We start from the raw sequence: 11,879 nt of genomic DNA on the forward strand, positions 1-11,879 counted from the left end.
CTAAGATATCTTAAGGAAATCTCTAGAAGATCGTATTTGAATGGGTGTTTGTGTTGGCTGAAAGACTTGAGAAGCTAAGGATTTCAATAATCTATTCATCACCTAGATCCTATGGAAGTAGTAGGAAGATTTCAGAGTTATTAGCAGAACTTCTCAGAGGAGAGGATTTTGAGGTGAGAACTTTCAATACATATGAAATGAGAATCGAGCCATGTATGGGGTGTGTGTCTGATAATGTAGAACTCTGCAGATTCCCATGTGTTATTAATGATGATGCGAGATCTATATATGAGTATCTCGACAAGAGTCATGGTCTTATAATAGTTTCTCCAATATACTGGTATAATATTCCAGGACCTCTCAAGAATCTGATAGATCGTCTTACAGTGATGGAGAACTCTATATTCACAGAGGGTAGGAGCAGGCTTGAGGGTAAGGTCTTCGGAGCAGTTGTCATAGGTAATGATGTTGGATCTATAGCAGTGATACAGAATCTAATGGCTATAGCAAATAGCATGGGTATGATAATACCTCCTTGGGCTCTCGCATACTATACAGGTGAAGATGACCCTCTTAAAGACGAGAAGTTTTTACTAGATCTGGGAAATCTAGCTAGGTCTACTGCTATGATGATCAGAATCCTTGTAAAAACCAATGGAGATAAGGCTCTCTGGTATGATGCTTCAAAAGATTTTAGAGAGATGATCAGAAGAGAAGCTCTAGAGATCAGCAGAAGAATAGAATCTAGTGAGAGAAATAAGATCGCGTCTAGGATCAACATGATCAAAGAGATGTACTTGAAAACTCTTCAAGCCAGAGAAATAAAGAGATAGAAGTTATCCAACCGAAACTGCTGGCATAGGGGTTCAACTCTGATATAGTTTTATGTAAATTAATTTCATTGCCTCATCTCTGCTCTCCGCATCCCAAATCTTGGACATGTTGATGATGTATGGGTAGAATATCTTGTGTAGAGTTTCAACCGATAATATCTCGAGAGAAGTATTTTCCAGTGATTGTAAGCATCATATCATTATTAGCTTTGAAGCTTTTAGATAATAGGGTTGGTTGAGTGAGTAAAAAAGAAGAGAAATCTAGAGAGCTTCTCCTACCTTCGGAGGGTCAGATAATATGCGTTGTATCCGAGATTGTAGGAGCTGACTGGATTAAGATGGTGTGTGCTGATGGTAGTGAAAAGATGGGTAGAATACCGGGTAAGTTTAGGAGAAAGATCTGGATAGCCCCAGGAGATCTTGTTCTAGCAGCTCCTTGGGATTATCAGAAGAATAAAGCTGACGTCATATATAGATATGAGAAAGATGAGAAGAAGAAGCTTATTGAGATGGGTTATATATCGAAGGAAATAGTTGATCTAGTATCCTAAGATTATATTGTCTGTATGCATTACTTTCTTTTCATCACTCTGAATTTAACTATGTAAAAGCTTTTGAAAAATCGTTAAAATAATATAATAACAGGTATTATAGGTTTACTCAAGTATAATATGATATACATATTATATTGGGTATATTTTTAAGACTTGGTATTAAAGATTATTAGGTGGTTTAATGAGGTATGTAGTAGATGTGAATAACCTAGATATTGGAGGTAGAAAACTTCTAGTGAGAGTTGATCTTAATTCACCTATAGATCCTGAGACGAAAAAGATTCTAGATGACTCAAGGATCAAATTTCACTCTGAGACTGTTAGAGAGTTATCAAAGAGAGGTGCAGGTCTCGTGATCATATCTCATCAAGGCAGACCTGGAGATAAGGATTTCACAGATCTTTCTCAACATGCAGAGCTTCTCTCAAGGTATAGTGGTGTTAGTGTTAGATTTATTGAAGATGTGATCGGTCCGACAGCTCTTAGAGAGATAAGAGATCTAAAGCCTGGAGAGGTTATAATGCTTGATAATATTAGATTCCTTTCAGAAGAGCTTATTGAAGCACCTCCAGAGGTTCAAGCTAGAACATATCTAGTTAGAAAGCTCTCTCCTCTGATAGATTACTATGTTAATGATGCATTTGCAACAGCTCATAGATCTCAGCCAAGCATAGTAGGCTTCCCACCCGTGGTTAGATCATGTGCAGGTCCTATTATGATGAGAGAGATCAGAGCTATCTCTAGGATTAGTGAGGAGACTCAGCCTCCTAGAGTTTTTGTTCTCGGAGGTGCTAAGATTCTTGATTCTCTCAGAGTAGTAGAGAATATAACTAGAAGAAGAATAGCTGATAGAATACTCACCTCAGGACTGCTGGGATTGGTATTTCAAGTTGCTAAAGGTATTAGAACAAGTTCTAAGCTTACTAAATTCCTAGAGAGCAGAGGTCTTCTATCACTCATACCAAGAGCCAGGAGAATGCTGATGCAAGGAGCTCCTATAGAGACTCCTATAGATTATAGAGTTCTTCGTGATAATGGTGAGATCGCGAACGAGCCTTCATACATGATCTCGGGATCTCCGCTTGACATAGGTGATGAAACTGTGGACATGTATATATCTATCATGAGAGAAGCTAATCTGATAGTTATGAGAGGTCCTGCAGGATATGTAGAGGATCCTAGATTTGCTGTGGGAACTAGAAAACTTGTTGAAGCAGCTGTCAGTAGTAATGCATACGTTATAATCGGCGGAGGGCATTTGAACATGTTTGCAGGAGAGATATCAGAGGAATCTTCCGGTAGAATTCATGTATCAAGTGGTGGAGGAGCTCTTCTGGAATTTCTATCAGGATCAGATCTTCCAGCTATAAGTGCGCTGGAGATCTCATATAAGAAGTTCTGGGAGAGTGAATCAAAATGATCAGGGTTGGAGTAGTGGGTTTTGGAACAATCGGCAAGAGAGTTGCAGACGCCATAGCCAGACAAGATGACATGAGACTAGTAGGAGTATTTAAAACAAGACCAAACTATGAAAGCTATATAGCTCTGAGAAGAGGTTATGATCTCTATATACCTAGAGAGAGGGAGAAGGATTTCAATGAGAGAGGAATAAAGTTCAAAGGTTTTCTCGAAGATCTTCTAGATAACATAGATATAGCCATAGACGCATCACCAGGCGGTGTTGGAGCTAGAAATAAAGAACTCTATCAAAAGCATAACATCAAAGCCATCTTTCAAGGTGGTGAGAAAGCTTCAGTAGCTGAGACTAGTTTCAACGCTCTTGCTAGCTATACTAAGGCTCTTGGCAGGAGATTTATAAGAGTTGTCAGCTGTAATACGACAGCTCTCGTGAGAATTATATGGAGTCTCTCACAGATAGGTAGTATTGAGAGTGTGAGAGCTGTGATCATGAGAAGAGGATCTGATCCTAAGGAGATAGAGAGAGGTCCTTTAAATAGTCTCGTACTAGATCCTCCTTCTATCCCGAGTCATCATGCATATGATGTGAAAAGCGTGATCGGAGATCTAGATATTGTAACCATTGCTGTAGCATCTCCAACAACTCTAATGCATCTCCACACCCTCCTGATCAGGTTTAAGACACCTGTATCAAGAGAAGATGTGCTGAGAGCGATTCTTGAAACACCTCGGATTCTCTTGGTAAGCTCCAGAAATTCTGATATAAGATCGACTGCTGAGATAGTGGAGTTCTCAAGAGATCTTGGGAGAAGCAGATATGATGTTTATGAGAATATAGTGTGGGAAGATACTATACATATTGATGGTGGAGGTAGAGAGCTTATGCTGGTTCAAGCAGTACATCAAGAAGCTATTGTTATACCTGAGAATATTGATGGAGTAAGAGCTGTAGCAGAGCTAGAGAGAGATCCCATGAAGAGTATTGAGAAAACAGATAAAAACTTGGGGGTGATGAGGGGAAGATGGCTGTAGAGAAGAGATATGAAATAAGCTTCATGTTTAGAAGAGTACTGGTTCCTGTAGATGGTAGTGAGAATAGTTATAAAGCTTTAGAACTAGCTCTAGACTTCGCGTTGAGATACGGTTCTAAGATTGATGTTATATATGTATCTAGAGAAGGTGAAGAGGATCTAGGAATCAGAGGCGAGGTCATCAAAAGAGCTTCAGAGAGAAGAGTTCAGATATCTTTTATACATAAAAAGTATGATCCTAATACCAGTAGTGTTTCTACCGAGATTCTTAAAACACTGATCGAAGGAGGTTATGATGCTGTAGTTCTAGGAGCTAGAGGTAAGAGTATTAATGAGGATCTGAATCTGGGAAGTGTTGCTCTAAGTATAGTGATCAATGCTCCTGCTAACATAGTTATAGTAAGATAGCTGAGAAGTAGCATCTCTAGGAGATATATGCTAACTATTAACATGTTTTAAGAATCTTCTCTAGAATCAAGGCTATTCTAAGAGGATTTTCACCTGCTATATATACTATGGGTTCGAAACCTCTCCCTCCAGGGTCTTCTACTATATATATCTTACTGCTGCTCGTGAAAGCTCTAGATACTCTCTCTATGATATCACTCTCCCTAATATTATCTCTATCATCAGAGATCTCAAGCGATATATCACTGTTCTTCATCCATCGATCAAGACATTCATGAACTCTTACAGATGCAAGAGCTCTAAGTTCAGGTCTTTCAACACGGATCTTTAGTAGGATACTTCCTAAATGCCTGCTAGCACCCCAGCTAGGTTTTCCTACAGCTATTATAGCTTCATTAACCTTTATAATTCTACCTGGATAAGCTATTATATCATTAAGATCTCTTGCATCTCTTCTCGCATACGCTATGTTCATACCTACCTCGGGTATGAGATTATGAATACCATGGAATCTTGATATGATCTGTATGAATCTCTCTAACTCGAATATCATCTCAAGATCTTCGTGAGGTCTGAACATTTCTGAACATATGTTACAGCTCTCGGGAATCTCAGGATCTATTCTTCTATGATATTTACACAGCTTTAGATCTGCTAGAAGACTGTTTCCATACAAGGTGATCCTTCTAAGCCCTCCTATAATATCTCCGGAGATTATAAGCTCTAGAACCTCATCTACTAGACTTACTATCTCTCTCTCATCAATACCTATTTTACTGATTCTTCTAAGAATACTCTCCTCAGAATACTCAGGATCTCTGAGATACATATTTACAGTAGGTTGAGAGACTCCTAGAATCCTGGCAATCCTAGGCTGAGAAAAACCCTTCTCAGAGAGTTTTCTTGCTAGAATAGCTTTGACAGGTGTCTCGATAACCCTGCTAACTATGGTTTGAGGTATTATCATGATCCTCCTGTAATTCTTAGTGGTAGCATATAATAAATATATTTTCTGCCTATAGATCAGATATTTTTCTTTTATATAGAAAGTATGTTTTACTATTTGTTTAGTTGATTTAAAACAATTATATCGAAGAATTATATTAAATTTATAAGCAGGAGAGAGAGTTATAATCTGATGGAGGCTTCATCTAAGATGTCTAGCGAAGAAAATCTGGAGGTTAGATACACCTCAGAAGTTATATATGTAAAGTTTTCAGATGGTTCAAAAGCCTATCTAACTTATAAAATAGATAATGGTAAAATGATCCTTGAGTCAACCTATACACCTCCTCAACATAGAGGGAAAGGTGTTGCTAAGAAGCTAGTTGATAAAGCTATTGAGATCGCTAGAGAGAAAGGATTAGAGATAATACCTATATGCTCTTACTCAGTATATTATTTCATGAAGTATAAAGATGTCAGAGGTATTCTTGCAGAACCCTATAAAAGCTATAGTGAAGATGATTTTAAGAGATATTATGAGGAGAGATTAAAAGCTGAGAAAGAGAAGGAATAATCTATCCGTAGCCGTAGAGAATCTCGTGATCCACTCTTGCCGTCTGAGAATAGCATCGTAGAAAGATTTTGAAAGCTCTCGCGATCTTGTGCAGAGTCAGAGAATCAGTTTTCCTTGGGTAGGTCTTGAAAAGATCTTCAGATGAGGATCTATTAGCGTATAGAGGTATTTACCTCTATAAAAAGGGAGAGATGGGGAGAGGCTATTAGCAGGTGTTGGAGAGAGTTGTAGGTTTTTGTAGTCTTTGCAGAAGATCACATATCTAGATTTCTTCAAATTCTCTTCTTCTCATACTCTCGATCCAATTCGTGCATAGAGGTATATCTGGGTTCTCGAGATATATAGATCCATCTTCTCTCATATATATTGAGAGGCTTTTCACTAGAACATTCTTCTTCAAAGCCTGATATATTAGATTGCTTAGAAGAGGATCTACTTCTTCGAAAGGTTTGAAACATTTTACGTTTTTCATAGCAGCTATAAAAATAAGAGCTGTGTCAAATCCTTTATCCTTAAGCTCTATTAGAGTTTTCACATGTCTCTCACCTCTCTTAGTAGGAGCATCAGGGTACATAGCCTCACCTTCAGGACCTCTAAAAACAGCGCTTTTAGTCTCTACATAGATCGTATTATTGTCACACTCTATCTGGTAGTCTAAAACACTATCTATAGCTCTAGGATTCCTCCTAGAGATCCTACACCCTCTTAAATAATATATGAATCCTCTTCTCACAAGTTCTTCAAATACTATTCCTTGGGTGAGGGTATCTACTATACTAAATGAACCTTCCAGATCTTCTATAGCTATAAGTCTGTACTTGATTTTCTCACCATTAATCATCTTAAGTAGAGCTCTTCTGCCAGGTCTTATGAAGTCGAGAAGTCTTCCTGTATTAGTATTGTGTGCGAGAATACTCTCTCTATTTCTACTGATTTCTACTATGAATCTATTCACTCTCCTGATTATAACTCCATCTATTAGACTCTCGATCTTCATTATCAAAAGATCTTCTTTCAAGGTGTTCTCCTAAAAAGATTATATAGCTCAGAGACTGTATAAAGTAGATAGATGAGCTTTTAATGGTATTATGCGATATATGTAGAACTCGTGAGGCATCGATACTTCAGAGACATAGTGGTTTGAAGCTCTGTAGAGAATGCTTTCTAAGAGATATAGAATTTAGAGTTGTGAAAGAGATTAAGAAGTATAACATGATCTCTGAGAGAGACAGAGTTTTGCTAGCTCTCTCAGGAGGTAAAGATAGTTTTGTCCTTCTAGATATTCTATCTAGAAATCATGATCCCTCGAAGTTGGGAGGAGTCACGATTATTGAAGGTATAAAAGGATATAATAGAGAAGAAGATCTAGAGAGATTAAAGATCTTAGCTAGAGAGAGAGGAGTTGAGCTGAATATTGTAAGAGTTAAAGATCTAGCAGGATATACCGTGGATGAGCTTGTAATAGGATCTAGAGAGAAAGGTTTGAAAATATCTCCATGCACCTTCTGCGGACTCTATAGAAGAAGAGGAATTAATACCGTAGCCAGAGAACTAGGATATGATAAGGTAGCCACAGCTCATAATCTCGATGACGAGGTTCAGACTCTCATCATTAATATTCTCAGAGGTGATGAGATCAGAATAGTATCTATTCATCCTATGAGGAGAAATCCCTCAGATCTCTTCATACCGAGAGTGAAACCCTTGAGAAAGATCTATGAGTATGAAACAGCATTATACGCTTTCATCAGAGGATACAAGCCTCAGGAGATTGAATGCCCGTATATATCTCACATGCCTTCATTAAGAGCTAGAATCAGAGAGATCTTATATAAACTCGAAGAAGAGAAACCTGGCATACTTCTTAAAATGCTGGAAGAATTCGATGAACTCTACACTAGAAGAGTTATGGAGTCTCATATTAGACTTGACACGTGCAAGATATGTGGAGAACCTACTAATCCTGGAAGGAGTATCTGTAAATCCTGCGAGCTTCTAATAAGATCAGGTTTTCTCGAGAATAAGAGAAGTATTTCAACTACTTCAATTCTTGTGAAGAAATAGATCAGATAAAGTTTTACTAGAACTAAGATGATCCGATAGAGTGTTATTGAAAACTTTTGAAGCAGATCTTCTAACTCTTCTTTCTACCAAGCTTTTCATGAGCTCTAGCTAGGTGTCCTGCTGCTATTGCTGCAATCAGATTCACTTCTCCAGCTAGTACTGCTGCAGCTATTATCTCGGCAAATTTCACTGCATTAGAACCCGGAGGATTTCCAGGACCTGCTACTCCTAGAATGCTTAGAGCCTCTCTCTGAGTAGGAAGCCATGTTCCTCCTCCCACGGTTCCCACCTCCAGACTTGGAAGCGTTACTGAGACATATAGATCTCCGTTTTCTCTCTCCTCCATCCATGTATATGTTATGCTGCTCTCAACAACCTGAGCCACATCTTGTCCTGTGGCTATGAATACTGCTGCTATAATATTAGCTGCATGAGCGTTCTGCCCGATCCCTCCTGCTAGAGAGGTTCCTAGCATGTTCTTCCTCAGATTTACCTCTATCATTGATCTGACATCTGTCTTGAGAATCTTTTCAACCACATCAGATCTTATAACAGCTTCTGAGATAACAGTCTTACCCCTACCCAGGAGAGTGTTTATGTATGTAGGCTTCTTATCAGTACACATATTACCACTGAGAGCAATCAGATCTGCTTCCGGAAAACTCTGTTCTATAAATCTACAAGCTACATCAGTTGCTATAGTGACCATATTCATACCCATAGCATCTCCCGTTGTAAATCTGAATCTAAGCCACACATTATTCCCGATAATGAAAGGTTCTATAGATTGAAGTTTCCCATGTTTTGTAGTGCTTTCAGCAATCTTCTTAATCTCGTTAAAATTCTCTCTAACCCAAGCTATGAATTCTCTAGCTTTACTCGCGCTAGGAAGCTTAAAGAGAGGAGCTCTGGTCATTCCATCTCTTAGAACAATAGAATGAGCACCACCGCTTAAGGTTATAGCCTTAGCTCCTCTCGATACACTAGCTACAAGAGCTCCCTCAGTTGTTGCCATAGGTATATAGTATTCTCCAATAGCATTCTCACCATTGATCTTGAGAGGTCCTGCAACTCCTAGAGGTATTTGAACTGCTCCAATAGCATTCTCAATATTTCTTCCTATGATCTCTTCGAAATCTAGGATGTTATGTCCTATGCTTGGAAGAGATACTCCATACTTCTTCTCAATATATCTCCTCCTGATTAGAGTTCCTAGATTCTTGCTTCTAACAATATCATCGATTTCGCTGAATCTAATCTCTCCTTTCTCAAGTTTTTCATGAATCTCATTAGAGATCTTTTCTATATCAATATTCTCATTAGACATAGCTTATCTCATACCCTCTGCAGGTGCGAATTTTATACCATAATAGATCAATCCTGTAGATCCGTCTACTACAAGTCTTCTTAGAACTGCTTCAACACGCATTCCAGGAGTTATCTTATCTGGTTCTACATCAACTATCTGAGCTAGCATGCTGAACCCTTCTTCCAACTCTACTAAGCCTATGATCAGAGGAGAAAGATCTCCAAATCCTGAGGGAGTTTGATATAGTATCGTGTACTCTTTAACAACACCTCTACCACTAGAATATCTATACTCCACATCCTGAGATCCGCAATACACGCATCTAGCTCGTGGAGGATAGAAAGCCTTCCCGCAAGACTTGCACGTGGCATACTTAAGTCTGTAGAGGATATCTCTACTTCTCCAGATCTTAGCAGGAGATCTCCTGAGCATCTTATCTCACCCTCTTCAATATAATGACATAACTTGAATCTCCTGTTCCATTCATATTATGCACCGCTCCATATTCTATCTCTCCTAGAATAGAGCTCTTAAAAGATCCTAGTAGTGCTTGGAAGACCTCATGGATCTGATATATCCCGGTAGCACCCCATGGATTCCCTCTAGCTTTAAGACCTCCACTTAGATTGACGTGTACTCCTTCAATTGATGAGTTTTCTAATCTCTCAGGAGCTTCACCTCTCTCAGCTAATCCCATGGATTCTAATATTATGAAGGCGTTTGGAGTGTAGTTGTCATGTATCTCTATATATTTGATCTTTCTTCTCTCAATTCCAGCCATTGATAGAGCTTCCTCCCAGCTTTCTCTAACAGATCTAAATAAGAGAGGATCTTCTCTTGATGCGATGTCTTTAGAATCTACAGAACCTCCAAAACCTTCTATAGAAACTATGGCATCAGAAGATCTCTCTATAGCATCCTCGGAAACTATGTATAAAGCTGCAGCACCGTCTCCCAGAGGATATGAATCTAGCAATCTCAAAGGCTCGGCTAGTACTGGCGAATCCTTGTAGCTATCAGGAGAAATCCTGAATCTAAGCTGTGCATGCGATGTCTCGAGCGAGTTTTGATGCATTGTATAAGGCCATATAAATAGATCCTCATAAGAGTAGTTATACTTCTTCATATAAAGCTTAGCAAGTATAGCAGCTTCAGCTAGTGGTGTGATTCCTTGAAGCTGCATATACTCTGAATCCTTTATAGAACCATAGACACCAGCCATTCTAGACACAGACATTTCAGATCCTTTGTCAACTCCTATGACGAGAACTCTTTTACTAGCTTTAGAAGTTGTGAGAGAGTATGCTAGTTGCACTGCTGCAAGACCTGAAGCTTCTCCTGCTTCAACTCTGTAGACTCTGATCTTTCTGAGTCCAAGATGATCTGCTATTAGATCAGCTATAGAACTCTGATAATCTACAAGTTCCGGGGTCATTGAAGATATGATGAGAGTATCCGGAACCAGATCTTCTGCATAGCTTTTCTCAATAGATTCAAGAGCTTCTCTAGCTAATGTCTTGAGATTCTTCTCATAATATCTATCGATCTTTATAACTCCTGAGGCTGCTATGAAGCTTTTCATCTGATCACCTCTCGTATTTCAAGATCTTTTCTCTCATCTTAGCATACCTACCATAGTCTATATAGATCTTCCTCGAGATCATGTCGGAAACCTTAGGAGCTTTATCTCTTTTCTCAACAGCTTTCTCTGTCACTACTATAGCATAGGCATCAGCACCTGCGCCACTGCCGAATGGTGCTAGAAGAATTCTAGATCCGGGCTTAGCCTCCTCAAGAACCTTAGCCAGACCCATTAAAGCAGATCCATTATATGTATTTCCTATATATGGTGTGACCAGACCTGGAAGGATCTTCTCTTTCTGGAATCCTAGCTTAGCTCCTACCTGAAGAGGAAACTTACCATTAGGCTGATGGAATACTGCGTAGTCAAAATCTGCAGGCTTATAACCTTTAGAGAACAAGCCTTTAACAGCGTTTATAATATGATCGAAGTAGGCTGGCTCGCCAGTGAAAGCTTCACCATGCTCAGGATAGGGAGCAAGAGATCTTCTCCAGAAATCAGGAGTGTCTGTAATATAAGAATACGCATCTTCTATAACTGCTGCAGCATCTTCAACACCTCCTATGATGAGAGCAACACCACCACTGCTAGCTGTGAGCTCGAGAACATCACCTGGAGAAGCTTGAGCTGTGTCGGCGCCTATAACTAGAGTGTATCTCGCAACTCCTGTGTTTACTAGGGACATACTGATTCTAATAGCTTCTGATGCAGCTCTACACGCGAATTCGAGATCCGAGGCGAGTTTTGATGCTGGGATCCCTAGCGCGTCTCCTATTACTGTTGCTGATGGCTTGACGGAATATGGTTTAGATTCTGTTCCTACGAATACTGCTCCTATATCGCTAGGGCTGATCCCGGCTCTCTGTATAGCGTATTTAGAAGCTCTCCATCCTATAGTGATTGTATCCTCATCCAATCCTCCTACGGCTTTCTCTTCAATCCATATAGCCTTCGGCGTGTAAGGATCTATACCCCATAACGAGGCTATGTCACTTGCTTTCACTCTATATGGAGGTATGTAAGCTCCCCAGCCTGTAATCCCTGATTTGATCGTCGTATAATATCACCGAATATACTATCTTACAACGTATTTAAATTTTAGCCATCTATGTAAATTAACTTATACAATTGTATAAAGATCTATAGGAAGAGAATTATTA

The 11,879-nt window shown here is 39.2% G+C and carries 13 protein-coding genes; 7 read left to right on the top strand and 6 right to left on the bottom strand.

Translation table 11 applies throughout. The annotated features are described in order from the left end of the window. The first annotated feature begins 53 nt into the window (after positions 1-53). The 5 genes from QXS89_04330 (at position 54) to QXS89_04350 (ending at position 4,245) form a co-directional block, all read left to right on the top strand. A complete protein-coding gene (locus tag QXS89_04330; GenBank protein ID MEM3831401.1) occupies positions 54-833 on the top strand; it encodes a flavodoxin family protein in 780 nt (259 codons plus the stop codon). 239 nt (positions 834-1,072) lie between these two features. Then, a complete protein-coding gene (locus QXS89_04335) occupies positions 1,073-1,384 on the top strand; it encodes a translation initiation factor aIF-1A (protein MEM3831402.1) in 312 nt (103 codons plus the stop codon). A 184-nt stretch (positions 1,385-1,568) separates the two neighbouring features. Next, positions 1,569-2,807, top strand: a complete 1,239-nt coding sequence (gene pgk / locus QXS89_04340) for a phosphoglycerate kinase (protein MEM3831403.1) — start codon at positions 1,569-1,571, stop codon at positions 2,805-2,807. Next, the gene (locus tag QXS89_04345) at positions 2,804-3,838 is read left to right on the top strand and encodes a type II glyceraldehyde-3-phosphate dehydrogenase (GenBank protein ID MEM3831404.1); all 1,035 of its coding nucleotides are present in this window, start codon (positions 2,804-2,806) and stop codon (positions 3,836-3,838) included. The genes pgk and QXS89_04345 overlap by 4 nt, the downstream gene beginning before the upstream one ends. Continuing rightward, a complete protein-coding gene (locus QXS89_04350; GenBank protein MEM3831405.1) occupies positions 3,829-4,245 on the top strand; it encodes a universal stress protein in 417 nt (138 codons plus the stop codon). The genes QXS89_04345 and QXS89_04350 overlap by 10 nt, the downstream gene beginning before the upstream one ends. 37 nt (positions 4,246-4,282) lie before the next feature. On the opposite strand, the gene QXS89_04355 is transcribed toward QXS89_04350, so the two are convergent. Then, positions 4,283-5,212 (bottom strand): thiamine-phosphate synthase family protein, encoded by a 930-nt coding sequence (locus QXS89_04355; protein ID MEM3831406.1) that lies wholly within the window; start codon positions 5,210-5,212, stop codon positions 4,283-4,285. A 189-nt stretch (positions 5,213-5,401) separates the two neighbouring features. On the opposite strand from QXS89_04355, the gene QXS89_04360 reads away from it, so the two are divergent. Next, entirely contained in the window at positions 5,402-5,764 is a 363-nt protein-coding gene (locus QXS89_04360; GenBank protein ID MEM3831407.1) for a GNAT family N-acetyltransferase, read from the top strand. 262 nt (positions 5,765-6,026) lie between these two features. On the opposite strand, the gene sfsA is transcribed toward QXS89_04360, so the two are convergent. Beyond that, positions 6,027-6,782, bottom strand: coding sequence for a DNA/RNA nuclease SfsA (gene sfsA, locus QXS89_04365; GenBank protein MEM3831408.1), 756 nt, complete (start codon positions 6,780-6,782; stop codon positions 6,027-6,029). 62 nt (positions 6,783-6,844) lie between these two features. Here sfsA and QXS89_04370 point away from each other — a divergent pair, with 62 nt between their 5' ends. Continuing rightward, positions 6,845-7,828, top strand: a complete 984-nt coding sequence (locus tag QXS89_04370) for a TIGR00269 family protein (protein MEM3831409.1) — start codon at positions 6,845-6,847, stop codon at positions 7,826-7,828. Between the two features lie 70 nt (positions 7,829-7,898). Here the strand turns inward: QXS89_04370 and hmgA are convergent, their stop codons facing one another. Genes hmgA through QXS89_04390 form a run of 4 tightly spaced genes read right to left on the bottom strand, consistent with a single transcriptional unit; the run spans position 7,899 to position 11,770 of the window. Next, the gene (gene hmgA / locus QXS89_04375) at positions 7,899-9,134 is read right to left on the bottom strand and encodes a hydroxymethylglutaryl-CoA reductase (NADPH) (GenBank protein ID MEM3831410.1); all 1,236 of its coding nucleotides are present in this window, start codon (positions 9,132-9,134) and stop codon (positions 7,899-7,901) included. 24 nt (positions 9,135-9,158) lie between these two features. Continuing rightward, on the bottom strand, positions 9,159-9,569 hold the full coding sequence (locus tag QXS89_04380; protein ID MEM3831411.1) for a Zn-ribbon domain-containing OB-fold protein: 411 nt from the start codon (positions 9,567-9,569) through the stop codon (positions 9,159-9,161). Position 9,570: 1 nt separating this feature from the next. After that, a complete protein-coding gene (locus tag QXS89_04385; GenBank protein ID MEM3831412.1) occupies positions 9,571-10,719 on the bottom strand; it encodes a thiolase family protein in 1,149 nt (382 codons plus the stop codon). A 4-nt stretch (positions 10,720-10,723) separates the two neighbouring features. Then, positions 10,724-11,770: a hydroxymethylglutaryl-CoA synthase gene (locus tag QXS89_04390; protein MEM3831413.1), complete on the bottom strand. Its 1,047-nt coding sequence runs from the start codon at positions 11,768-11,770 to the stop codon at positions 10,724-10,726. Between the last annotated feature and the right edge of the window lie 109 nt (positions 11,771-11,879).

The organism is Sulfolobales archaeon (assembly GCA_038881635.1).
In the GTDB taxonomy this organism is placed as follows: domain Archaea; phylum Thermoproteota; class Thermoprotei_A; order Sulfolobales; family AG1; genus WYEN01.

Excerpts from the sequence above, each read along its gene's own strand:
- pgk (MEM3831403.1), top strand. The coding sequence starts at position 1,569 with ATGAGGTATGTAGTAGATGTGAATAACCTAGATATTGGAGGTAGAAAA.
- QXS89_04345 (MEM3831404.1), top strand. The coding sequence starts at position 2,804 with ATGATCAGGGTTGGAGTAGTGGGTTTTGGAACAATCGGCAAGAGAGTT.
- QXS89_04350 (MEM3831405.1), top strand. The coding sequence starts at position 3,829 with ATGGCTGTAGAGAAGAGATATGAAATAAGCTTCATGTTTAGAAGAGTA.
- QXS89_04355 (MEM3831406.1), bottom strand. The coding sequence starts at position 5,212 with ATGATAATACCTCAAACCATAGTTAGCAGGGTTATCGAGACACCTGTC.
- QXS89_04360 (MEM3831407.1), top strand. The coding sequence starts at position 5,402 with ATGTCTAGCGAAGAAAATCTGGAGGTTAGATACACCTCAGAAGTTATA.
- QXS89_04370 (MEM3831409.1), top strand. The coding sequence starts at position 6,845 with ATGGTATTATGCGATATATGTAGAACTCGTGAGGCATCGATACTTCAG.
- QXS89_04380 (MEM3831411.1), bottom strand. The coding sequence starts at position 9,569 with ATGCTCAGGAGATCTCCTGCTAAGATCTGGAGAAGTAGAGATATCCTC.
- QXS89_04385 (MEM3831412.1), bottom strand. The coding sequence starts at position 10,719 with ATGAAAAGCTTCATAGCAGCCTCAGGAGTTATAAAGATCGATAGATAT.